The 25401-nt window shown below is 40.4% G+C and carries 17 protein-coding genes, 4 tRNA genes and 1 pseudogene; 14 read left to right on the forward strand and 8 right to left on the reverse strand.

Going from position 1 to position 25401, the window contains the following annotated elements; translation table 11 throughout:
- Positions 1–1080: 1080 nt before the first annotated feature.
- Positions 1081–4194, forward strand: a complete 3114-nt coding sequence (locus ACYVIL_RS03595; protein ID WP_460311586.1) for a S8 family serine peptidase — start codon at positions 1081–1083, stop codon at positions 4192–4194.
- A 104-nt stretch (positions 4195–4298) separates the two neighbouring features.
- Here ACYVIL_RS03595 and ACYVIL_RS03600 read toward each other — a convergent pair.
- Positions 4299–4397: pseudogene (locus ACYVIL_RS03600) on the reverse strand (IS3 family transposase); the annotation flags it as partial.
- An 820-nt stretch (positions 4398–5217) separates the two neighbouring features.
- On the opposite strand from ACYVIL_RS03600, the gene ACYVIL_RS03605 reads away from it, so the two are divergent.
- The 5 genes from ACYVIL_RS03605 (at position 5218) to ACYVIL_RS03625 (ending at position 7184) form a co-directional block, all read left to right on the forward strand.
- Positions 5218–5294 (forward strand) — tRNA-Met (locus ACYVIL_RS03605).
- 24 nt (positions 5295–5318) lie between these two features.
- A tRNA-Leu gene (locus ACYVIL_RS03610) sits at positions 5319–5403 on the forward strand.
- Between the two features lie 7 nt (positions 5404–5410).
- Positions 5411–5485 (forward strand) — tRNA-Gln (locus ACYVIL_RS03615).
- 38 nt (positions 5486–5523) lie between these two features.
- Positions 5524–5598: transfer RNA gene (locus ACYVIL_RS03620), tRNA-Gln, on the forward strand.
- 128 nt (positions 5599–5726) lie between these two features.
- On the forward strand, positions 5727–7184 hold the full coding sequence (locus ACYVIL_RS03625; RefSeq protein ID WP_460311587.1) for an alanine/glycine:cation symporter family protein: 1458 nt from the start codon (positions 5727–5729) through the stop codon (positions 7182–7184).
- A gap of 29 nt (positions 7185–7213) precedes the next feature.
- Here ACYVIL_RS03625 and ACYVIL_RS03630 read toward each other — a convergent pair whose 3' ends face one another.
- A complete protein-coding gene (locus ACYVIL_RS03630; RefSeq protein ID WP_460311588.1) occupies positions 7214–8374 on the reverse strand; it encodes an FAD-dependent oxidoreductase in 1161 nt (386 codons plus the stop codon).
- A 243-nt stretch (positions 8375–8617) separates the two neighbouring features.
- On the opposite strand from ACYVIL_RS03630, the gene miaB reads away from it, so the two are divergent.
- From miaB to lnt, 5 genes are read left to right on the forward strand one after another with little or no spacing between them, the layout of a single operon-like run.
- Positions 8618–10054, forward strand: a complete 1437-nt coding sequence (gene miaB, locus ACYVIL_RS03635) for a tRNA (N6-isopentenyl adenosine(37)-C2)-methylthiotransferase MiaB (protein ID WP_303474776.1) — start codon at positions 8618–8620, stop codon at positions 10052–10054.
- Positions 10055–10081: 27 nt separating this feature from the next.
- The gene (locus ACYVIL_RS03640; protein WP_460311589.1) at positions 10082–11128 is read left to right on the forward strand and encodes a PhoH family protein; all 1047 of its coding nucleotides are present in this window, start codon (positions 10082–10084) and stop codon (positions 11126–11128) included.
- Positions 11125–11583 (forward strand): rRNA maturation RNase YbeY, encoded by a 459-nt coding sequence (ybeY, locus tag ACYVIL_RS03645; RefSeq protein ID WP_303474778.1) that lies wholly within the window; start codon positions 11125–11127, stop codon positions 11581–11583. Before ACYVIL_RS03640 ends, ybeY begins: the two co-directional genes overlap by 4 nt.
- Positions 11584–11616: 33 nt before the next feature.
- Positions 11617–12477, forward strand: coding sequence for a CNNM family magnesium/cobalt transport protein CorC (gene corC, locus ACYVIL_RS03650; protein WP_303474779.1), 861 nt, complete (start codon positions 11617–11619; stop codon positions 12475–12477).
- 13 nt (positions 12478–12490) lie between these two features.
- Positions 12491–13987: an apolipoprotein N-acyltransferase gene (gene lnt / locus ACYVIL_RS03655; protein ID WP_460311590.1), complete on the forward strand. Its 1497-nt coding sequence runs from the start codon at positions 12491–12493 to the stop codon at positions 13985–13987.
- Positions 13988–14114: 127 nt separating this feature from the next.
- Here the strand turns inward: lnt and greA are convergent, their stop codons facing one another.
- The 4 genes from greA to dapB all read right to left on the reverse strand — a co-directional run bounded on the left by greA (position 14115) and on the right by dapB (position 20234).
- A complete protein-coding gene (gene greA / locus ACYVIL_RS03660; RefSeq protein WP_460311591.1) occupies positions 14115–14591 on the reverse strand; it encodes a transcription elongation factor GreA in 477 nt (158 codons plus the stop codon).
- A 106-nt stretch (positions 14592–14697) separates the two neighbouring features.
- Positions 14698–17922 (reverse strand): carbamoyl-phosphate synthase large subunit, encoded by a 3225-nt coding sequence (gene carB / locus ACYVIL_RS03665; protein ID WP_303474782.1) that lies wholly within the window; start codon positions 17920–17922, stop codon positions 14698–14700.
- 19 nt (positions 17923–17941) lie between these two features.
- Positions 17942–19105 (reverse strand): glutamine-hydrolyzing carbamoyl-phosphate synthase small subunit, encoded by a 1164-nt coding sequence (carA, locus tag ACYVIL_RS03670; protein ID WP_460311592.1) that lies wholly within the window; start codon positions 19103–19105, stop codon positions 17942–17944.
- A gap of 325 nt (positions 19106–19430) precedes the next feature.
- On the reverse strand, positions 19431–20234 hold the full coding sequence (gene dapB, locus ACYVIL_RS03675) for a 4-hydroxy-tetrahydrodipicolinate reductase (RefSeq protein WP_460311593.1): 804 nt from the start codon (positions 20232–20234) through the stop codon (positions 19431–19433).
- Between the two features lie 208 nt (positions 20235–20442).
- Between dapB and ACYVIL_RS03680 the strand changes: the two genes are divergently transcribed.
- From ACYVIL_RS03680 to ACYVIL_RS03690, 3 genes are all read left to right on the forward strand, one after another.
- Entirely contained in the window at positions 20443–20970 is a 528-nt protein-coding gene (locus tag ACYVIL_RS03680) for a PH domain-containing protein (RefSeq protein ID WP_460311594.1), read from the forward strand.
- Entirely contained in the window at positions 20963–22528 is a 1566-nt protein-coding gene (locus tag ACYVIL_RS03685) for a PH domain-containing protein (protein WP_460311595.1), read from the forward strand. The genes ACYVIL_RS03680 and ACYVIL_RS03685 overlap by 8 nt, the downstream gene beginning before the upstream one ends.
- A 77-nt stretch (positions 22529–22605) precedes the next feature.
- Complete coding sequence (locus ACYVIL_RS03690) at positions 22606–23307, forward strand: cytochrome b/b6 domain-containing protein (protein WP_460311596.1); 702 nt, start codon at positions 22606–22608, stop codon at positions 23305–23307.
- Between the two features lie 24 nt (positions 23308–23331).
- Here ACYVIL_RS03690 and ACYVIL_RS03695 read toward each other — a convergent pair whose 3' ends face one another.
- Together ACYVIL_RS03695 and dnaJ are read right to left on the reverse strand one after the other, a co-directional pair.
- Complete coding sequence (locus ACYVIL_RS03695; protein ID WP_460311597.1) at positions 23332–23808, reverse strand: c-type cytochrome; 477 nt, start codon at positions 23806–23808, stop codon at positions 23332–23334.
- Positions 23809–24063: 255 nt separating this feature from the next.
- On the reverse strand, positions 24064–25203 hold the full coding sequence (gene dnaJ, locus ACYVIL_RS03700; RefSeq protein ID WP_460311598.1) for a molecular chaperone DnaJ: 1140 nt from the start codon (positions 25201–25203) through the stop codon (positions 24064–24066).
- Positions 25204–25401 lie beyond the last annotated feature (198 nt).

The raw sequence follows: 25401 nt of genomic DNA on the forward strand, positions 1-25401 counted from the left end.
GCCAGCGTTCAATCTGAGCCATGATCAAACTCTTCAATTAAACTTCTTTCGAAATATGAACTTTTTTTGGTAAGCACTCTTATAATGAGTGCCCACACAGATTGTCTTGTTGCAAATTGTTAAAGAGCGTTTAGTGCAAACTTATCAAAGCGTAATGCGGAACGAAGTGACGTCCGATTACTGCGATAATGTTTGCGCAAGGTGACTGTCATTACTTGACGTCGCCTAGGAAACTTTTTTACTTCGCTTAGCGAGCCCGTTAGGTCTCTCTCAAGCGGGAGGCGTATTCTACACTTCCGTTATTTGATGTCAACATTTTTATTTAGTTTTTTTGAATTTATTTCAAATCGCTAAATTGTCTCCATCCCGCTCCACACTTGCCTTACGGTGTGCTCTTAACTTCCCTATAAAGGTGATTAAGAAGAGACATTCTTTAAAGTTTGTCCCGAAGCGAGGCGCGCATTCTACAGACCATAATCGGAAGATCAAGCGCTATTTTAAAATAATTTGAAAAATCCGTTTGATTGCTGGTTTTTACGCCAAATATGAAGATTTAAACGCTTACTTTTATAATCGCTAACGAAATAGAGAGACCACTTAGAGAGATTGCCGAAATGACAGACCATTTTAGTCACTGTTAGCAGAAGAACTGTTGTTTCTAGATTCCCTAGCTTAATAAAACCTCAAATAAGCAAGAGCCTACTCATTACACACGAATTACAAAATTACTAATAATTCCTACATAAATAGCATTAATAAAAAGAAGGTAGCATAGATAAAAAACAAACAAATTGTGTATCAAACAAACAAAATTATGTCAGTATTTTTAACAACTTATGTTTAAACTTCTTAATGCAGCAAAAAATTATTATATATATCAGCGAGCTATATAGCGGGAATGTTTCTTGCTTCCGAAAAAGTCTAATTTACAAACACATCAAAAACAAAACGTTTTGATAGTGTAGAGATTAGATTTGGCCATCTTGGTCAAGTTACCAAACCAAAGAAGTTTGGAAAACGTTCCTAAACGTAAGCAGTAAATTACTGTTTCATAATTAAAAAATATAAAAGGAAATTTCTATGTTACGCAAACAGCTAGCCGTGCTCGGTACAGGGTGCTTTTTGGCGATGTCTGTACATAGTGCTTTGGCATTATCTAATCCAGACCGCAGTCTACTCAAATCAGATGCCTCAACTTTACCGTCTGTAAAATCTAGTACACGTTATATAGTACAACTAAAAGACCAACCAGCAGCCAATAGAAGTACAACATCAAGTTTGCCTCAAAAAGAAAATGGTGCTTTAAAAGCTGCAAAGTATGATGCAAATTCCCCAGCCTCAATTGTTTACCGAAAACAATTAGTAGATAAGCAAAAGCAAGTCATGAATAGTGTTGGAGTAAGTGAAGCGATTTATTCCTATGAGCACGCGTTAAACGGTTTCGCTGCTAACCTGACAGAAACGCAGATTACTAAGCTTAAATCTAATCCAGATGTAATAAATATTTGGCCTGACGAAATCAGAAAGATGGATACCTCGAATACTCCTGCATTTTTAGGTTTAACTTCACCTGATGGACTTCATAATTTAGGAAACAAAGGGGAAGATATTATTATCGGTGTGGTTGATTCTGGTGTATGGCCAGAAAACCCTAGTTTAGATGATGCAGGGTATGCGCCAATTCAGGACACTAGACCAGAATGGCCAGCTAAGGAGGATGTATGTGATGTAGGGACAGATCCCCTTTTCGATTGTAACAATAAATTGATCGGAGCCCGCTACTTCAATTCAGGCTTTTCGCCGGAATCAATTCTACCTGGTGAATTTGATTCCCCTAGAGACGCAGACGGGCATGGTACACATACTATAACAACAGCAGGTGGGAACGAGAGTGTTAACGCTTCAATTTTGGGTATTGAAGTTGGCACAGTAACCGGTATGGCGCCTCGTGCCCGTGTTGCAGCATACAAAGTGTGTTGGAATGGCAGTGCCGAAGGTAATAGCGGTTGTCCTACATCCGATTCAGTTGCCGCTATTGATGCAGCTGTGGCCGATGGTGTTGATGTTATTAACTTTTCCATCAGTGGAAGTACTACAGCCCAAGTAGATCCCGTTCATGTTGCTTTTTTCAATGCAGCTAGAGGTGGTGTATTTAGTTCACTTTCTGCTGGTAACTCAGGTCCAGGGGCCCAAACAGTTGCCCACAATGTTCCATGGGTTACTACAGTAGCCGCTTCTACTTATGACGGTGATACAGCATTAATAGGTAATGCGGTCGAAGTTAGCTACGAAGATGTGAATGAAAGTATATATTCTGTGCATGGTTCAATTACAACTACAATACCAGAATCCGGCCTTTCAGGAGAGTTGGTCGCGGCATCTCCCGCGTTAGCTTGTGATGATGGTCTGACTAATCCCGAAGAAATCGCTGGAAACATTGCTTTAATAGCGCGTGGCGTGTGTAATTTCAGTATAAAAGTACTAAATGCGCAAAACGCTGGTGCTACAGCTGTCGTAGTATACTCCGATGACCGCACTCCAACACCTATGGGTGGTGATGCGACTGGAATTACTATCCCTGGCGTAATGATTACAAATGAAAAAGGCTTAGAATTAGCCGGTTTGGTTGATGAAGTGACGGTAAGCGTTAATTTCACATATGATCCAATTTCAGGCGGTACAGCCACAGAAATAGGTAACCAAATTGCAGGGTTTTCATCTCGCGGTGAAAGTTTAGCAACCGCTGATATTATTAAACCCGACATCACGGCTCCAGGACAAAGTATTCTAGCTGGGACTTCTGGTTCACAAATCGATAGTGGTGTTATGGGCGAGAGCTATGCGTATCTTAGCGGTACCTCGATGTCATCTCCCCACATTGCGGGTTTAGCGGCATTGGTAAGAGAAACTCATCCAACCTGGAGTCCTGCAGCGGTTAAATCTGCGTTGATGACCACAGCACGACAAAATGTCACTAAAGAAGATGGTGTCACTGCTGCTGACCCATTCGATTATGGTGCTGGACATGTAGAACCTAATCTGGCTGTTGATCCCGGTTTAGTTTATGACGCAAATGAGTTTGACTACTGGGCTTATTTATGTGGGCAGGGCGAATCATCGTTCACTGAATCAACTTCTGGATTTAGCTGTGCCGCATTTGAAAGTGCTGGCTACCCAACCGACGCTAGTGATTTGAATATCGCTTCAATCGCTATTGATCAACTTGCAGAAACGCAAACCATCACTCGTTATGTAACAAATGTAAGCGATTCTGATAGCTATGTTGCTACTGTTGAAGCTCCTGAAGGTATTGATGTAACTGTTAGTGTCCTTGACTGGGATACAGGTTCGATAACCGACTCTGACACAATGAGCTTTGACGATAGTGGTCTCGGCATCTATCAATTAACATTTAGTAAAAATGATAGTGCTATATTTGATGAGTGGACATTTGGTTCAGTAACTTGGAGTGATGGAACACATAGTGTGCGCAGTCCAATCGCGATAGTACCAACTGAACCGGTTAGAGTTACAGCACCTGAAACTGTCAACCTTACTACCACTAGTTCTGCTGCACGTGTGACATTGTCAGCAGACGTGGGATATAACGGGAGACTTTATGTTCAAGGTATAGGTCTTGACGAGTCAACTACACAAATAGCTTCTGTATCACAGGATGAAGATCAGACGTTCGCGTTCAATGAACCTGGTTTAGGTTTCTATTGGCTAAATGTTCCTGAAGGCACAAGAATTGCGAAAATTGCAATCAAACCTGATGATTTACCTAATCCAGCTATGGATTTAGATTTGTACGTTTGGGCATGCCCTCAGTTTAGTTGTACGCAAGTTGGTTCAAGTCTGAATTTTGACTCCAATGAATCTGTGACACTTATTGATCCAGTTCCTCTGGCCAATTTGCCAGGTTTAGATACATACATAGTATTCGTTCATGGTTGGGACATGGCTGGTGAAGGCCCTACAGATGTGCCAATTCACGTCTGGACTGTAGATGAATCTGGTACAAGTAATATGACGGTCAGAGCGTCTTCAAGAGCTGTAGCCGGCCGTTCTAGCCGAGTTTACGTTGGTATGTATGGACTACAAGCGGGTGAAAACTACGTTGGTGGTGTCATATATAAAGATGAAAACGGTGACGAAAATGCGCTAACAGTTCTTGATGTAGAAGCTCAATAATTAGTTAGGATAGATTGACGTTTTAACTGTAAAAAGCCCGCTTTTGAAGTGACCCCATTAAGTTGGACTCATTTCTAAGCGGTAACCAAGGCCTGATTTCGATATTATATCGAACTCAGGCCTTTTAATTTCAGCTTAATCCGTTCGTTATTGTAATAATCGATGTATCCTCTGATATAACCCGTCTTCAATAATGTTGATACTTTTCAAACTTAATTTGGAGAGTGTAGTGCAATCAACAACTAAACATAATCAACGTGATTATTCCCCCGCTTTTAAATTGGCAGTTGTAGAGCAGGTAGAAAAGGGAATTAATCTACAAACAAGCACAATAGCACCACGGAATTCAGGGCCGTATAACGGCATTAGGTTGTCTGTTAAGCATGACCATACAATTGGTCTAGAGGAAAACCTAAGACTTTTCAACTAAGCAACCAGTTGATTTGCTAAACCTTAGATAGAAATGACGCCAGAATAACAAATCACGGCGTTAGAGTAAGAACTGGCTGATATAAAAATTAAGGCAGACGTCTTAAAAGCCAGTGTTAATGCAGTAGAAGTCAATTATGGCGTTGACCTTGTATAAAAACACAGGGTGAGCTCATCAAAGAAAACATAATTATTGATTTTAATAATAACCCAATCACTTAGCACGTATTGACGTTGTTGGTGCCCTATCCTATTCATGAAAATAGCCCCATTAGGTATCTCACTCACTATATATAGCGTTTTTATCCCACTGCGAGCTATCTTTTATAATAAAAATATCCACGCCCTAACCCTTTTTATAAATTAATACAGTTGAACAATGAAATTAAACCATCATGTATGAAAGTTAACATGACGCAAATTTTGCTAAGATAACCATCGATTCTGTATAAATTTATGTCATTTTGTATATTTTTTATGACGGTCTGGCTAGATATCGAGCAAACAAACAATTACGATAAAAAAAGTGTTGACGACCTTATGCCTAATCAGCATAATACGCGCCACTCCAAAGAGGAGTACCCAAAGATAGATGGCTACGTAGCTCAGCTGGTTAGAGCACATCACTCATAATGATGGGGTCGCAGGTTCGAGTCCCGCCGTAGCCACCAAGTCTTGTTTTAGGACAAGCATGTGCGGAAGTGGTGGAATTGGTAGACACGCTGGATTTAGGTTCCAGTGCTTCACGGCGTGAGAGTTCAAGTCTCTCCTTCCGCACCATCTTTGTTGGGGTATAGCCAAGCGGTAAGGCAGCGGGTTTTGATCCCGCCATTCGTTGGTTCAAATCCAGCTACCCCAGCCATCTTTTGCGTAGTAAGTGCATTTGCACTTGCTACCATTTGGGGTATAGCCAAGCGGTAAGGCAGCGGGTTTTGATCCCGCCATTCGTTGGTTCAAATCCAGCTACCCCAGCCATATTTAAGCCCAAGATTTTGTCTTGGGCTTTTTTATTGCTTGCAAATTGTTAGCATTCCTTCTCTTTACATGGGAACCAGATCACTTCAAACTGAACCTATAATAATTATAAGCAACTAAGGATTAGCGTGATTAACGACATAGTTAGTTTCATAAACGATTTATTATGGAACCGAGGGTTGAGTGTTCTATGGGAAACTGAGGGAGAGCAATCTAGTTTTTATGTTCCAATACTTGCCCTAATGTTGGTATGTGCTGGAATATGGTTCACTGTGCGATTAGGATTTTTACAATTCCGACATTTTGGGCACATGTTTAGCATCATGAAAAACAGCACCCAAAGCGATTCATCCGGTATAAGTTCATTTCAGGCATTGTGCACAAGTCTTTCTGCTCGAGTTGGAACCGGAAATTTGGCTGGTGTAGCAGTTGCCATTTCACTCGGTGGCTCAGGCTCGATTTTCTGGATGTGGATGATTGCCTTACTAGGCATGGCTACCGGCTTTGCAGAAAGCGTATTAGGCCAACTATATAAAGTAAGAGATATTAACGGTGAATTTCGCGGTGGTCCCGCCTATTACATACAACAAGGCTTAAATAAACGCTGGTTAGCTGTGTTGTTTTCATTATTTCTGTTTCTAGGATATGGATTTATTTTTAGTGCGGTACAAGCAAATACAATTACCGATGCTTTAAATCACGCCTATGAAATCCCCACCCATTATTCTGGTCTGGTTATTATCCTGATGGCTGGAATGATAGTAGTCGGTGGACTGCGTGCAATAGCAAGATTCGCAGAGTGGATAGTGCCATTTATGGCTATTTCATACGTTCTAGTAACCCTTGGTATCACTATTGCTAATTTTGATCTTGTTCCGGCAATGATTTCAGATATTGTATCTTCCGCATTTGGTTTACACGAAGCGGCTGCTGGGGCTTTAGGTGCAGCGATAAAGAATGGTATTCAACGCGGTCTTTATTCAAACGAAGCTGGTTCAGGAAGTGTACCTCATGCAGCAGCTGGAGCGTCACCCAATCCTAACCACCCAGTTTCCCAAGGTTACGTACAAATGCTTGGAGTGTTTATCGATACAATGATTTTGTGTACCTGCACTGCTGTTGTCATATTGTTAGCTGGGGGATCATGCAGTGAGCAAATGGAGGGCATTCGCTTAACGCAAGATGCTATGGGTAGTCACCTAGGTGAATTTGGTGGGGACTTTGTTGCCGCTGCTATTAGTTTATTTGCATTTACTTCTGTTGTAGCAAATTATGCTTACGGTGAAAGTAATCTGCATATGTTTAAACTAGATAACAAAGTAGGGCGCTGGGTTTATACTGCCGGTTATTTATTGATGATATTTTGGGGATCCATGGCATCACTGCCCAAAGTTTGGGCAATGGCCGATATGGCGTTGGGGCTGATGACTTTTATTAATATTATTGCCATAGTGTTAATGACACCCACTATCGTTTCGATTAGTCAGGATTATTTTGAAAAGCGTAAAAAAGGTCAAAAGCCAGAATATCTAAACGGTGACTGTGAGATCCAAGGTGAAACTGAAAAAGGAATCTGGGGCAAATAACCTCTCTTCTCCGCTGGATTGGCGCTGGTTTAGGTCAATCCCAGTGCCACCTTCATCACCTGCTTTTTAATTGGCCCAGCTTTGTCGGCCAAATTTAATCCAAAGTTTCTAAATAGTTTTAAAGGCAAATTGTCATTGCTAAATGCCGCGTATATTGCATCCATGGTAGACATCATAAGTAAATTAGACGATTTTCGCTTACTTTCATATTGTTTTAGCAAGGGTTGGACTGAGTTTTCGCTATTATCCCATCCACTGAGGCACTCTAAAAACACTGACACATCACGAAAACCTAAATTCACCCCCTGTCCTGCCAATGGGTTTATGGTGTGAGCGGCATCGCCAATTAACACACTGTTACCTTTGTAATACTGGTTTGCATGCATGCGGGTTAGAGGAAAACTTGCAGTTTGAAGTATTTCGAAGTCCCGCAATTTGTCGGGGAAATGCCCTAATATTTGTGCTTTTAAACTACTCGAATTTAAACGTTTTAATTCTGCCACTCTATCTGCCGAGTCATACCAAACTAAGGATGCAAAACCATCATACAATGGTAAAAATGCCACAGGGCCTGAAGGCTTAAATTGTTGCCAAGTAATATCTTGCTGTATAGCGTCCGCCAATTTTATATTGATAGCCAATGCATGTTGTTTGTATTGCCAACCTTGCTGGCCAATATTTAACGCACTGCGGACCTGAGAGTTTCCTCCATCTGCACCAACAAGCATTTTACACTCATAGGATAGATTGTTCCCAGTGCGAATAATATTTGGCCTACCACTCTCAATACCTTTAATCGTTACGCCACTAACCAATGTAATGTTTGGCAAAGTACGGATCCGATTTAGTAATGCCAACTGAATCAATCGATTCTCAACAATAAACCCCAATTGTCCTTGGTTTATTTCACTGCTATCAAACTGCGTTGCGCCTTTATCCTCCTCCCAAACCAACATTCTTTTAAATGGGCAAATTCGTTTAGATTCTACATCTTGCCAAACGCCTAAAGAATGTAATAGGGATTGCGCTTTGAGATTAATTGCAGATACCCGCATATCCGGTGGTTGTTCTGGTGAGTATTCGCAGGGTAATTTGACTTCAAAAACAACAACTTTGAGCCCCTGCTTTGCTAGCCCAACAGCCGTTGCAGCACCTACCATTCCCCCCCCCACTATACCGACATCAAACATATCTTCACATCACGCTGAATTAACTTTATTTACTATATCATACTGAATTAATATCTATTTATTCAGGGAAATATTAAAAAATTTAAGTATAAACATGGTACGTCAGTTAAATAACAGATGAGAGCTAGATCCTATGAGCAAATAGCGTTAAAATAGGCGGTTCGCTTAAGCTAGTATACAAGAAGTTGGTCTTGCATAGGCAGGCCGCAGTGGCATATAAATAGTAGGGTTTGAAAACGCAATATGAGCAAAAAGTTATACATTAAAACGTGGGGCTGTCAAATGAACGAGTATGATTCGGAAAAAATGGCCGATCTACTTGATTCTACTCATGGTTATGAGCTTGCTGACGAAGCAGAAAACGCGGATGTTATTTTGTTAAATACTTGCTCTATTCGCGAAAAAGCCCAAGAAAAAGTATTCCACCAATTAGGCCGTTGGAAAAACCTGAAAAAAGATAAACCTGAACTAATAATTGGTGTTGGTGGTTGTGTTGCCTCCCAAGAAGGAACCACCATTAGACAAAGGGCTCCTTTCGTCGATTTAATATTTGGCCCACAAACCTTGCATCGATTACCCGAAATGATCAATCAGATACAAGGTGGCAGTAAGTCAGTAATCGATGTCAGTTTTCCCGAAATCGAAAAGTTCGATCGGTTACCGGAACCTAAAGCAGATGGGCCAAGCGCCTTTGTATCCATAATGGAAGGTTGTTCTAAATATTGTAGCTTTTGTGTAGTGCCATACACTAGAGGCGAAGAAGTCAGTCGCCCAGTGGATGATGTCTTGCTTGAAGTAGCGCAACTTGCAGAACAAGGCGTACGTGAAGTTAACCTATTAGGTCAAAACGTGAATGCGTTTAGAGGGCCTCATTTCGATGAAAGCATTTGTACTTTTGCAGAATTGCTTGAATTAATTGCTTCCATCGACGGTATTGATAGGATCCGCTACACCACTTCCCATCCTGTTGAATTCACTGAAGATCTAATTGAAGCTTACGCTTCTATTCCAGAATTGGTTGATCACCTGCACTTACCGGTGCAAAGTGGTGCTGACCGCATTCTAAATTTGATGAAACGCGGCCACACGGCAATTGAATTTAAATCTAAAATTCGTAGACTTAAAAAGATTCGACCTAACCTGTGTATGTCATCAGACTTTATTATTGGTTTCCCAGGCGAAACCGACGAAGATTTTCAGGCAACGATGGATTTAATTCAAGCAATTGATTTTGATATGAGTTTCAGTTTTATTTACAGTGCACGCCCCGGCACGCCTGCGGCAGATTTGCCCGATGATGTCAGTGAAGAAACTAAGAAACAACGATTACAAATTTTACAAAGTAGAATTAATCAACAAGCCTTGCGAATAGCCAGAAATATGCTTAATACAGAACAACGTATTTTAGTTGAAGGTCCTTCTAAGAAAAATCCAATGGAATTATCCGGTCGAACTGAGAATAATCGAGTGGTTAACTTTGAAGGCACACCCGATATGATTGGCGAATTTATCGACGTCAAAATTACCGATGTATTTGCGAACTCTTTGCGAGGAGACGTTGTCAGACGTGAAAAAGATATGGGCTTAAGAGTCAGCATTGCACCTAAAACTATTTTGTCAAAACAAAGTACAAATGATAACCCGTTAGGTGTACAAAAATTTTCTCCCGTATCACATTAATTTTAATTAAAAAGGTAAATTTTAATTTTGAGTACTATTGTCAGCAACGAAGTATTTTTAGAACCCGCAGATAACAAACGTTTATCGAGCTTATGCGGGCCTTTAGACGACAACATAAAACAGATAGAGCGCCGTTTAGGGGTAGAAATTACTTACCGCAATAATGAATTTAAAGTACTAGGTGATCCGTCACAAAGTAACGGCGCAGCACAACTACTTAAATTACTTTATATCGAAACTCAACCTATAAAGGGTAAAATTCCAATTTTGGAGTCTGACCAAGTTCATCTAGCCATTCAAGAAGCGAAATGTTTAGAAAAAGCAGAAGCGGGACACTACGGTAAAGAAGTGCATATAAAAACCCGTAGAGGTGTTATTAAACCCAGAAACCCTAATCAAAGCCAATACGTTTCCAATATCTTGAACCATGATATCAGTTTTGGTGTGGGCCCTGCTGGTACAGGTAAAACCTATTTAGCTGTTGCTTGTGCTGTGGATGCGTTGGAGCGCCAAGAAATACGCCGAATATTGTTAACTCGTCCCGCAGTTGAAGCAGGTGAGAAACTCGGTTTTTTACCAGGAGATCTATCTCAAAAAGTTGATCCTTACCTACGCCCACTCTATGACGCACTGTTTGAAATGTTAGGCTTTGAAAAAGTCGAAAAATTAATTGAACGTAACGTTATTGAAGTAGCGCCTTTGGCCTATATGCGTGGACGGACATTGAACGACGCTTTCATCATCTTAGATGAAAGCCAAAATACCACTGTAGAACAAATGAAAATGTTTTTAACTCGAATTGGTTTTAATTCACGTGCAGTGATAACGGGTGACATCACACAAATAGATCTCCCCAGGGGGGTTCGTTCTGGATTGCGTCATACCATCGACGTATTAAAGGATGTTCAAGATATTTCCTTCAACTTTTTCACTGCTAATGATGTGGTAAGGCACCCAGTAGTAGCTCGAATTGTGCGAGCATATGAAGAGTTTGAATCTGCGCAAGAAAAAGCTAAGCAGCTTAAACAAGCAGAACTCAATGGCAAAGGCGACAATGAGAAACCAATTAAGTGAAAATTGACTTAGACATTCAAATTGCCTGTGAAAATACTAATTTACCTACAACAGAACAATTTGAACAGTGGCTTCAATTCGCATTAGCCGAACAAAAAATTGAAGAAACGGAATTAACTATCAGAATTGTTTCCCCTGAGGAAAGCCAACAATTAAATGCAACTTATCGAGAAAAGGATAAACCAACGAATATTTTATCCTTTCCTTTTGAGTCCCCAGCTGAAATAGAACTTAATTTTTTGGGGGATTTAGTGGTTTGTGCAGATATCGTTGATAAAGAAGCTAAACAACAGAATAAGCAATTATTAGATCATTGGGCACATATGATTGTCCATGGAAGCCTTCATTTACTTGGGTTTGACCATGAACATGATGACGATGCAAAAATTATGGAAAGTCTAGAAGTGCAAATTTTAGCAAAATTAGGCATTGACGACCCCTATCAAGATCATTAAATATAGTGATCCAAGGAACCTAAAAAAGACATTATGAGCGAAGACAACCCCCACTCTACTAGCGGTTCTACGAATAAAAGCTGGCTAGATAAAATAGTACAAACTTTTAACGCAGAACCGAAAAGTAAAGAAGCATTAGTTGATATTATTTCCGATGCTGAGCAGCGAGAAGTAATTGACCCTCAAACCAGAGAGATGATTGAAGGTGTGATGGGAGTGAACGAGATGCGTGTTAGGGATATTATGATCCCACGGGCACAAATGATGACCATCAACGTTGACGAATCAGTAGAAGAGTTTCTTCCTGTCATGCTCGAATCTGCCCACTCACGTTTCCCTGTCATCAACGAAGACAAAGATCACATTGAAGGGATTTTGTTAGCCAAAGATTTATTGGCTTATGCGTTTATTCCAGGAAAAGAATTCCATCTAAAAGACGTGTTAAGACCTGCGGTAATTGTGCCCGAGAGCAAACGGGTGGATGTGTTACTTAAAGAGTTTCGTCAAGAGCGCTACCACATGGCTATTGTCGTTGATGAATACGGTGGTGTATCTGGTCTAGTTACAATAGAAGACATTCTAGAGTTGATTGTAGGTGAAATAGAAGATGAACATGATATCGATGAAAATGAGTCTGATGATATTCGTCCACTAAATACTTACACCTACTCTGTGAAAGCCCTCACCCCCATTGAAGATTTCAATCAATTTTTCGAAACCCATTACGATGTAGAACAAGCTGATACTATTGGTGGGATCGTATTGAAAGCCTTTGGTCATATGCCAATGACTGAAGATGAGATCGAGATAGATGGTTTGGTTTTTAAAATTACGAATTCCGATAAACGCCGCTTGTTACAACTAAAAGTGACCTTACCAAACAAAGAAGACTAAGTTTAAAAAAGCCATGCTGCACTATATTGCTGTTCTTTTATTCGGTGCTTTACTGACGTTTAGTTATGCACCTTTTTCACTTTGGTTTTTAACGCCGATTTTACTAACAGGATTGTTTTATCGATTACTGTTAAGTAAATCAGGATTTAAAACTGGATTTGCATTTGGTTTAGGTTGGTTCGGAGCTGGAATCTCCTGGGTTCACGTTAGCATTGCTGACTTTGGAGGCCTCCCCTTGGTTGGCTCCGTCGGGCTAATGATTTTGCTCTGTAGTTTTTTAGCGTTATATCCTGGCTTGTTTTGTTTTGTTCTGAAACGTTATTGTCAGCCGCGCTTTTGGCCTTTACTAGCACCTTTTATTTGGTTTTTATGCGAATTTGTCCGGAGCTGGTTATTCACTGGGTTTCCCTGGCTATCAATAGGTTACAGTCAACTATCAGGCCCCTTATCCGGATGGATGCCAGTTTTAGGTGAAACAGGCGTAAGTGTTTTATTAATCGCCATCTGTAGTTCTATAGCACTTAGTATCAAACAAAAAACGGTTATTCCTTCTGTAGCGTTAACTGGTGTCGTTTTAATCAGTGGTTGGGCTTTAAATGCAGTTGAATGGGTGAGTGCAAAAACAAACAGTTTCTCCATAGCAATGGTACAGGGCAACATTAAGCAAGAAATGCGTTGGGCGCCAGAAGAAGAAGTCCCAACTATGACAAAATATCTCAAATTAACTGAAGAACATTGGCACAAAGAACTTATTATATGGCCTGAAGCAGCGATTCCACGACTAGAGTCAACAGCTGAGTCATTTTTACATGACTTAGACACGCAAGCTGCCAATAATGACTCAAGTTTAATTACCGGTATTGTCAATTATAATTATGATTCACGACAAGCATTTAATAATCTGATTACGTTAGGTAAAAAAAGCCCTTCAGATACCTCTGGTCAATATCATTATTTGCACGCAAACCGCTACGATAAACATCATTTATTGCCTTTTGGAGAATTCATACCATTTGAAAGCTGGCTAAGAGAGCTAGCCCCCATTTTTGATTTACCCATGTCGTCCTTTACAAGAGGAGACTACTTACAGCCTAACTTAATCGCAAATGGTATTAATTTAGCGCCCGCAATCTGTTTCGAAATTGCATTTCCTAGACAAATAGCAGCAAATTTAACGCCGGAAACGGATTTTATTATTACAGTGAGCAACGATGCGTGGTTTGGCCGCTCCCATGGCCCGGATCAGCATTTAGAAATTGCCCAAGTGCGAGCAAAAGAGTTTGGATTACCTGTTCTAAGGGCAACCAATAATGGTATTACCGCGTTCATCGGTTATGACGGAGAAATAATTAGTCGTTTACCGCAATTCCAAGCAGGCGTATTATCCGCTGAGATAGCCAGTACTTCAGGCTCTACCCCTTATCGACGATGGGGAGACTTACCTTTGTGGATTTTAAGCTTAATTGTATTAGCTTGGGTTTGGCGAGAAGCTGCCAAAAATAAGACATAGCGGGGATAAAGCGGAATATTAGCTTATGAGGTGAATATTTTGGCTGGCATCCTAAAAACCTAACCAGCCAAAACAGACTATATTCAATCTGAATTATTCTTTAATTCGAACAGTCGTGACCTTGAAATTAAATATATTCAACTTGTGATACTTCGTATTCCACTGTGCCGGCGGGCGTCTGAATGGTCACAATGTCATCTTCTTCTTTACCAATCAATCCACGTGCAATAGGAGAATTCACTGATATTAAGTTATTTTTAATGTCTGCCTCGTCATCGCCAACGATTCTGTAGGTTGTTTCTTCATCGGATTCAACATTAATAATGGTAACAGTAGCACCAAAAATAACTTTTCCGTTATTTGGTATCTTAGTTACATCAATAATTTGTGCATTAGATAACTTGCCTTCGATATCCTGAATCCGGCCTTCACAAAAACTTTGTTGTTCACGGGCCGCGTGATATTCGGCGTTCTCTTTTAAATCACCATGCTCCCTAGCTTCAGCTATGGATTGAATGATTTGTGGACGCTTAACAGATTTAAGTTCATTAAGCTCGTCGCGCAACATTTCTGCGCCTTTTGCGGTCATTGGATATTGATTCATTGATCAACGCTCACTTATATGTGCTTTTGTTTGTATTGAGGTTAATTAAAAAGTGCGCAGTGAATGCGCACTTTTTTCTAGAAAGTATACTTAGTTTACCACAAGTTTAGCGTTCGTTAACTCTCTGGTGTAAAGATTGCACCGAGTTAACATTTGCACGATCATCCGCAGCTTGTGCATTCACGGTTGCAAATGCAGCATTTAGCGTTGTGGTATAGGTGATTTTATTAAGCAAAGCTTCACGACGAATATAGACAGAATCATTGATCGCCTTACGACCTTCGGTAGTGTTGACTATATAGCAATATTCACCATTTTTAATGGCGTCAACAATATTAGGTCGACCTTCCGTTAGTTTATTTACGACACTACAGGTTATGCCAACATCATTTAACTGTTTAGCTGTACCTGAAGTTGCCTCTAAACTAAAGCCCTTTTCAATCATTTTACGTGCAAGTTCGACAACACGATTTTTATCGTTGTGACGAACAGAAATGAGCGCTTTTCCTTTTTGTGGAATTGGTGCACTTGCCCCTAAATTTGCTTTAGCATAAGCCTCTTCAAAGGTATCACCCACGCCCATTACTTCGCCCGTAGAGCGCATTTCAGGACCTAACAAGGGATCCACACCTTGGAACTTAGCAAATGGCAACACGACTTCTTTCACCGAATAAAACGGCGGAATAATTTCTTCCGTTACACCCTGAGAAGGCAGTGATTGACCTACCATTGCCCTAGCACCAATTTTTGCAAGTGCCATTCCTGTTGCTTTAGACACAAATGGAACCGTGCGAGCAGCTCGTGGATTCACTTCAATTAAATATACTTCACCATTTTTCACAGCAAATTGTGTATTCATCAAACCCACAACACCAAGCTCTAGTGCCATATCTTTCACTTGCTTACGCATGACATCTTGGATTTCTTGACTCAATGAGTAAGGAGGTAGAGAACATGCAGAATCACCAGAGTGAACACCAGCTTGTTCAATGTGCTCCATAATGCCCCCGATTACCACGTTTTCACCATCACACATGGCGTCTATATCAACCTCAATAGCGTCATCAAGGAATCGATCTAGTAATACAGGTGAATCATTAGATACTTTTACTGCTTCATTCAAGTAACGTTTTAAATCTTTCAAGTCATACACAATTTCCATCGCTCGACCACCTAGTACATAGGAAGGACGCACAACTAATGGAAAACCAATTTTTTCCGCTTCAACCAACGCTTGTTCCATATTGCTGACGGTGCAATTTGCTGGTTGTTTTAGATTCAATTTGTTAACCATGTGCTGGAAACGTTCACGATCTTCGGCTCTATCAATCGCATCAGGAGGGGTTCCAATTATTGGCACCCCAGCCGCTTCTAAATCACGAGCAAGTTTTAATGGGGTTTGCCCACCATACTGCACTATGACCCCAACAGGCTTTTCAATGCGCACAATTTCAAGTACGTCTTCTAGGGTAACGGATTCAAAATAAAGTCGATCAGAGGTGTCGTAATCGGTTGAAACCGTTTCCGGGTTACAGTTGACCATAATGGTTTCATAACCGTCTTCACGCATAGCTAAAGCGGCATGAACACAGCAGTAATCAAATTCTATACCCTGGCCAATACGATTCGGACCGCCACCTAGAACCATAATTTTATCTTTATCAGATGGATTCGATTCGCACTCTTCATCATAAGTGGAATACATGTATGCGGTGCTAGTAGAAAACTCAGCGGCACAGGTATCAACACGCTTATAGACAGGCATAACTTCCATTGAGTGCCTAACTTCGCGCACGTCACTTTCAGCCACATTGGTTAATTCAGCCAAGCGGGAATCTGCAAATCCTTTGCGCTTAAGAATACGCATCATATCTAAATCGATACCCGTTAAGCCAATTTCTGAAACCTGTTTTTCTAGATTGATTAATTCTTCAATCTGAACTAAATACCAGCGGTCGATATTGGTCAAAGCAAATACTTGATCCACTGACATACCCATTCTCATTGCATCCGCAATAAACCAAATGCGTTCTGCGCCTGGTTCCCTGAGTTCGCGTATAATGGTTTCTTCGCTTTCCGGATCGTCAATATCGATAATAGGATTGAGACCGTTAACACCAACCTCTAAACCACGTAACGCTTTTTGCAACGATTCTTGTAGATTACGACCGATTGCCATGACTTCCCCCACAGATTTCATCTGTGTGGTTAAGCGATCGTTTGCACCCGCGAATTTTTCAAAGTTAAAACGTGGTATTTTGGTAACAACGTAATCAATAGCAGGCTCGAAGGATGCAGGCGTTAAGCCTCCTGTAATGTCATTAGCAAGTTCATCCAAGGTATAACCAATGGCCAATTTAGCCGCAACTTTAGCTATCGGAAAACCGGTAGCTTTAGAGGCCAAAGCAGAAGAACGAGACACTCGAGGGTTCATTTCAATGATGACCATACGTCCGGTATTAGGATCAACACCAAATTGTACGTTTGAACCGCCGGTTTCAACACCAATCTCACGTAATACGGCCATCGCAGCATTACGCATGATTTGAAATTCTTTATCAGTAAGAGTTTGCGCTGGGGCAACCGTAATAGAGTCACCGGTATGAACGCCCATGGGGTCGAAGTTTTCGATGGTACAAACAATAATGCAATTATCGCTTTTATCCCGTACCACTTCCATTTCATATTCTTTCCAACCAATTAGCGATTCATCAATCAATAGTTCACTGGTTGGTGAAAGGTCTAAGCCACGACGACAAATTTCATCAAATTCATCAACGTTATAAGCGATACCGCCACCAGAACCACCCATAGTGAATGAAGGTCTGATGATACAAGGAAAGCCAATGCGACTTAGTACATCATGTGCTTGTTCAATGGTATGCGCAATTTCAGCTCTAGGGCATGCTAAGCCAATTGATTTCATTGCTTTGTCGAAACGCTCGCGATCTTCCGCTTTATCAATTGCATCAGCAGTTGCACCGATCATTTCTACTGAAAATTCGTCCAATACGCCATGTTTATTTAAATCAAGGGCGCAGTTCAATGCGGTTTGCCCCCCCATGGTGGGTAAAATAGCATCAGGACGTTCTTTTTCAATAATGCGTTTTACCACTTCCCAGTGGATAGGCTCTATATAAGTTGCATCTGCCATTTCTGGGTCGGTCATGATAGTGGCTGGATTGGAGTTAACCAAAATAACCCGATACCCTTCTTCACGCAGAGCTTTACAGGCTTGAGCTCCTGAGTAATCAAATTCGCAAGCTTGTCCAATAACGATTGGACCCGCCCCCAGAATCAGAATGCTTTTTAAATCAGTACGTTTTGGCATAGTATTCTTTCTCTCGGTATCAAGCTGAAGTTGAAGTTGTTGCTGATTTCGATTTTTCTATCAGCTCAATAAAATGGTCAAACAAGGGAGCTGCATCATGGGGACCTGGACTTGCTTCAGGGTGTCCTTGAAAACTAAATGCCGGTTTGTCATTTCTGCGTATGCCCTGCAAAGACTTATCAAACAAAGATACGTGAGTTACTTCTAAATTATCAGGCAAAGAAGATTCATCCACGGCAAAACCATGATTTTGGCTAGTAATCATAACCACATCACCCTTCAAATCTTTAACGGGATGATTAGCTCCGTGGTGACCGAACTTCATTTTTTCGGTTTTTGCGCCGCTAGCTAACGCTAATAGTTGATGGCCCAGACAAATCCCGAAAATCGGAATCTCTGTTTCCAGAAAGGTTTTGATGGCAGCAATGGCGTAATCGCAAGGCTCAGGATCACCTGGTCCATTGGACAAAAAGATGCCATCCGGTTCCATGGCCAATACTTCTTCAGCAGGTGTTGTAGCAGGCACTACCGTTAAACGGCAACTTCTATCTACTAACATACGTAAAATATTATGTTTGGCACCAAAATCATAAGCAACTACGTGAAACTTACAATCTTCTACATTTTCCGCATATCCATTTTCTAGCGACCAAACGCCATCTTGCCATGGATAGGTAGTCGTTGTAGTAACCACTTTAGCGAGATCCATCCCTTTCAACCCCGGAAAAGCTTTAGCAGCATTCAATGCTTCCGAAACATCATCTTGATTAAATTCATCAACAGTAACGATACACCCCTTCAAGGCACCTTTATCGCGAAGAATACGAGTCAATCGACGAGTATCAATATCAGCGATGCCAAGAATGTTGTTATCTTTCAAATAGTCAGAAAGAGAAGATTGATTACGGAAGTTACTAGCTAATAAAGGAAGGTCTCGAATAATTAGGCCTTTAGCCCAAATTTTTGTAGATTCCACATCTTCTTCATTCGTGCCAGTATTACCTATGTGGGGATAAGTTAAGGTAATAATTTGTTCAGCATATGAAGGGTCAGTTAATATCTCCTGATAACCTGTCATGGATGTATTAAACACCACTTCACCGACAGAAACACCAGAAGCTCCAATAGATGTGCCTTTGAAAACAGAACCGTCTTCTAACACCAAAAGAGCAGAAATAGCCAAGTCAACCTCCTAATTAAGGACAACCCAAGGTTTTTTCGCAAGCTAAGCTCCAAAACCCTATAAAAAACGGGTCGTAATTATTAATTTACATCCCGTTTACTTCATCACCGCTAGTATTTTCGGGAGATTTAGCACCTCTAATCCGAAAATTTGGCAAATTCCCGAGATCATACACTAATGGTTTTATTTGATCCAATAGATTGTAGAAAAATTACTAAAATGAGCATTTGACTCAAAATTCATAAGTAAATCATTAAAAGGTTAAATTAAGCGCTGAATGGCTATTATTAAGTTTCACGATAACCTTAAGGATAAAATGTTGGGTTTAATTGAGCTCCAACACATCTTGCATTGAATACAGGCCTGCAGGTTTGCCAACCAGCCACTTAGCAGCAGTCACTGCACCTTTAGCAAAGGTTAATCTGCTAGAAGCTTTATGTGTGATCTCCAATCTCTCTCCAATGTCAGCAAATAGCGCAGTATGCTCACCAACCACATCCCCAGCTCTTACGGTAGCAAAACCAATAGTTTCATGCTTACGTTCCCCTGTGTCACCTTCTCTGCCATAAACAGCGCATTGGTCTAAATCGCGGCCAACTTCATCTGCTATCGCTTCACCGATAGCCATAGCAGTGCCAGAAGGTGCGTCTTTTTTAAAACGGTGATGAGCTTCAAGGATTTCAATATCGGCGGTATCACCCATTGTTTTTGCGGCTTGACGAACCAAGTTCAGCATAAGGTTAACGCCAACACTGTAATTGGCAGCAAAAACGATTGGAATGCTCGTTGCTGCGCGCTCTAAGCTTTCTTTTTGTTTGTCGTTAAGTCCGGTCGTACCAATTACTATTGCTTTTTTATTTGCCACACACCAAGCTAAGTTTTGTTCTATCACATCTGGTAACGTAAAATCGATTACCGCATCAATTTGTGTTGTATTGGGTTCTAAACTGGCTGTAATTTTAAGATTCTGTTTAGAGATACCTGCTAATTCACCGGCATCCATCCCAATCCATTGAGAACCTTCTCTAACTGCAGCTGCAACTAAATTAATGTCGCTGTCCAAATGGGCTGCCTCTATTAATACGCGCCCCATTCGACCATTGGCTCCTAAAATACCAATTCCTGTCATTTTCCACTCATCTCTCATAGTCAATATCAATGATTATTGTGCAATATAAACCGAAAATTTGCAGCTGAAAAAAAGCGATAAGATATATTTGATTACACATTTATATGGCGGCGTTTTATAGCAATAGGATTTTGTAACCTTATATATATTGATTCAAAATCTGATTCCGCTACATTAGAGTAAACTTATTTAATGTTGCCCGACTATTGTGACTTATCAACTATTAGAAACATCTGACCTACCCGATCCATTGGAAATTAAGTTTGAGCCTCTGCATAGACATTATCGACCCACGGCTATTGCTACCATTTGGGCTTTTTCACTATTCTTTATGTTAATTATGACCTTAACCCGATGGCAACCGTTTGTTGCTATTCACCCCGAAATAACAGCTATTTATCCTCTAGGGCTAGGGATCGTATTGTTGATCTCAATTCTAATTAGCATTTATTTATATATTGCCATTCCATGCAAACAATATTGCTTAACAGAAACTGATTTGCATTTTGCCAGTGGAGTAATATTTCGAAAAATATACAGTCAACCAATTTTGCGAATACAACACGTTGAATTAAAACGAGGTCCAATTGAAAGAGCATTTAAATTAGCTTCATTGCAAGTGTTTAGTGCTGGCGGTTCTATGTATACCTTTGAAATACCAGGTTTAAGTTTGAATGAAGCGCAAAAAATTAGACGATTCATACTAGAGCATAAGAGTGTTCGCACTGATGGATAATAAGGAAATAGACTCCACATCTAACAATGAAAGTTGGCAAAAACTTTCTCCCATTGCGGTTTTATATTTTATTGCAAGCGGTATTAAATTAGCCGCTAATAATGCCATTTATTTGCTTCCAGCCATCGCTGTAAGCTACTCCACAGTGCAACAAAACCCTAAAATATGGCTGCCTATTGTAATCAGTGTTTTAGCTTTAATTATTGTTTCTTCTTGGCTTCAATACGCTTTTTACTCATTTCGACTAGTGAATGAAACAGTAGAGATCCGATCCGGTGTATTCTCAAAAACACATGTTGATTTACCATTTGCTAGGATCCAAAACGTAACTATCGACATTCCTCTTTATTATCGACTTACTCATACTTGTTGTTTACAACTCGATACTGCTGGTTCGGCAAAACAAGAGGCAAAAATAGTCGCTTTACCAGTGGAGTATGCTGAAACTTTAAAAACGTCAATTCTTCATAAAGAGCAAACACCGAATACACACTCTGCGGAACTAGTAGATAACGCGCAGATTGCCTCGGAACACCCACCCACGAAAGATGATAAAGAGCAAGTTCTGAATCAACGTTCAGTGAGCGATTTAATATTACACGGTATTACCAACAATAGAGTTTGGATAATTATTGGTGCTCTTGCCCCTTTTTATGACGATATTGCTAACTACTTAGCTTCATTTTCACAACAGTTAGGCTTTGATTATCAGCAATATTTTGATCCACAGTCATTGGGGATTTGGCAACTAGGACTGGCATTTTTTTCGTTAATACTTCTTGCAACACTTTCAATTACAGTTTTGTCTGTTTTAGGATCGATTGTGTTGTTTTACAACTATTCATTGGCAAAAACGACAGACAGATATATTCGTCGCAGTGGTTTATTCACTAAACAAGAAGTCTCCATGAAGCGTTCACGCTTGCAAGTGATTGCATTAAAGCAAGACTGGCTAGATGTGCTACTTGGTAGGATAAATTTAGAACTAAAACAAAATAGCAGTACAGCGCAAAATAACAGCGAATTGCAGGCCAACTCCAACAGAATACTAGTTCCTTCAGTGACAAAAAAAGAGTCAGACGTCATTGTTGAGGATGCTTTCCCTGGCAATAAACTGCATAAAATCACCTTTAAGGAAATCAGTAAAAGATTCATTTTACGTCAATTTTTGTGGTTGATCCCATTTAACCTGCTCATAAGCGCAATCACTTTTTCAAAGTCGGGAATAATCGGTATTTTACTCACTCAGGTGATATGTGGCCTAATTGTACTTTTGATATACTGTCGATGGAAACGCTGGGGTTACGCCGATGATGATGATTATATCTATATTAGAAAGGGGTTATTCGGTGTGGATTTTTACAGTTTCCCTAAATATAAGGTACAGCAAACTCAGTTCATACAAAGCCGAATGATGAGAAGACGCAATTTAGCCACAATCAATATTATTATGGCATCGGGTGTATTAAAGATCCCTTTTATAAACCATGTTGATGGAAAAAGAATTTTAGGCAACGCATTGTACATTGTGTCTAAACTAAAGCGTTCATGGATGTAATCTAAAAAGCGTGATTAAGACTAATTAAAATAAATATTTATTCGAGGATATTCTGACCTCTTTGGAGAAAAATGAAAATGCAAAAGAAATTAATCTGGGATTTACCCCTTAGGCTTTTTCACTGGTTACTAGTGCTCGCATTGGTTTGCCAATGGATAACGGCAGAATTAGGTAGTGGATATATGGATTATCATTTTTATATTGGTTACTTCACGTTAGGTTTAATTATCTTCAGATTGATTTGGGGGATAGTTGGCCCAAAATACGCGAGATTCAGTAACTTTTTATACCCTCCAAAGGCTATCTGGCAATATCTCATGTCATTTTTGCGCGCAAAGAATCCGCACTTCACTGGTCATAACCCCCTAGGTGGGCTCATTGTTCCTGCCGTCATTTTGGTTGTTGGTTCACAGGCAATAACCGGGCTGTTTGCGAGTGATGATGTACTTGCTTCTGGTCCTTATATGTCGGCAGTAAGCAGCGAAATCCAGAGCTGGTTAGACAGTTTACACCATCAAATATTTAATGTTATTTTGGCTATAGCGGGGGTTCATATCTTAGCTATATTTTGGTACCAGTTTGGCCGAAAAATTCCATTAATCGGGGCAATGTTTAGTGGAAAAAAAATGATTACTGATAAAAAAACCGATACGGCTCAAAACGGTATCGGTTCATCTAGATTAATTTTAGCGGTTATTATTGCAATTATAATTGCAGCCTTCCTGTATTGGTTAATTGCTATTGCAGCTCCTGTACCAGAAGTAGACTACTATTTTTAATTACAAACGACTTCTTACAAGGTGTTATTCCGCCTTGTAAGAATCATGACAACCTTTACACGATTTGAAGATTGCTCCAATGTTCGCCTTAAGTTGTCCTTCATCACCACTAGCAGCCGCCATTTTTAGGTTACTCGCCGCTTCAGTTAATGCTGTGATTTTTGTCTGGAAATCAGAATAGTCTTTCCAAATTGCCGGTAAAGCTTCAGTTTCAACACTGAATTTGCTGGTGTCGACTGAAAAGTAATCGTCCATCATCAAGGATAACTGCTCAATTCGCGTTGCATTTTTTTCTAATGTCTCAGCGCTCAAAGGAACGGCTCCCTTCGCCATAGCGCCCATAATCCCAACGTTACTTTTCACTAATTGCAATATAGCTTGACGATATTCTATTGCATCACCTGCATGCTTTTCCGATTTAGCAGGCGTCACTGCCACTGATGCGAAACTTGCAGTTAACAATGTAATACCTAACATCGCAGGAGCGATAATGTTTTTCATATTGACCTCGATTAAATGGATAGTTTATTGGATTCGTCGACTTAGATTTGACTCACTAAAAAGCAATTTACATTGTTATATCATTATAAATCAACCATTAATTAGCTAAGCACTGTTTATACTGATTTTTTAACACAGTCTGCTTATACACAGTTATTTACTTTACGTAACCTTTACCTAAATTAAAGCATAAAACTTAGGTATAAAAAAAGACGCCATAAAAATGACGTCTTAATCATACCACTTATTTTTAGATTAACTGGTTAAGTCATCGAAAAATTTCTTCACACCATCGAAAAAACCTTTCTCTTTTGGACGGTATTTTGCAGCTTCATCGCCTTTGCCCATTGAATTATTCAATTCCTGTAATAATTCCTTTTGTTTGCTATTGAGATTCACTGGCGTTTCGACCACGACGCGACACATTAAATCGCCTACGCTGCCACTTCGCACAGATTTAACACCTTTACCACGTAAGCGGAAAAGCTTTCCAGTTTGCGTTTCTGGGGTAATTTTTAATTTAACTTTACCATCCAAAGTAGGTACTTCAATATCACCACCTAGGGCTGCAACCGTGAAACTTAATGGCACTTCACAATACAAATTATTGCCGTCTCTGGTAAAGATATTGTGTTCACGCACATGCACCTGAACATACAAATCACCAGGATGAGCACTGCTTTCACCTGCTTCCCCCTCACCTGTCAAACGAATACGATCGCCAGTATCTACACCGGCAGGCACTTTGACTGATAAGGTTTTGGTTTTCTCAGTTCGACCATGGCCATGACATTCACGACAGGGATCAGAAATAATTTGACCGCGACCTGAACATGTTGGACAAGTTTGCTGCACAGCGAAAAAGCCCTGACGCATTTGCACTTGACCATTACCATGACAAGTTGGACAAGTAGTTGGTTTAGTGCCTTTTTTAGCACCAGAACCGTCACAAACCTCACATGCAACTAAGGTGGGTACTTTTATTTCAACGCTCTTTCCGCGCACCGCTTCTTCTAAGCTCAGCTCCAAATTATATCGTAAGTCGGAACCTTGACGAGCACGTGATTGACGTCCGCCGCGACCACCTCCGCCGAAAATATCACCGAAGACATCGCCAAAAATATCACCAAAATCAGCACCACCACCAAAGCCAGCGCCGCCTCGGTTAGGATCAACGCCAGCGTGACCATATTGATCATAGGCCGCTCGTTTTTGCGAATCGGTTAGGATTTCGTGAGCTTCTTGCACCTCTTTAAATTTTTCTTCCATGCCTTTATCACCCTTAGTTCTATCCGGGTGATACTTCATGGCGAGGCGTTTGTATGCCTTTTTAATTTCGCGCTCGTCAGCACTTTTGCTAACTCCAAGCACTTCATAATAGTCTCGCTTCGACATATCGCTTGTGTATCCTTTTTGATGACAAACACAACATAGTGTGTTTGAACGTGAGCAACTGTAGATGCCCTTATTATTCGGGCTTATCCCCTTGCCACCTAAACGCGAAATTAAGTAACAAGGGGATAACACTTAAAAGGCGCAGAAAGGTCATTTCTGCGCCTATTGTTATATTTCACCTGTCAATAGACAGGTTAA

It is taken from the genome of Aliiglaciecola aliphaticivorans (assembly GCF_054782055.1).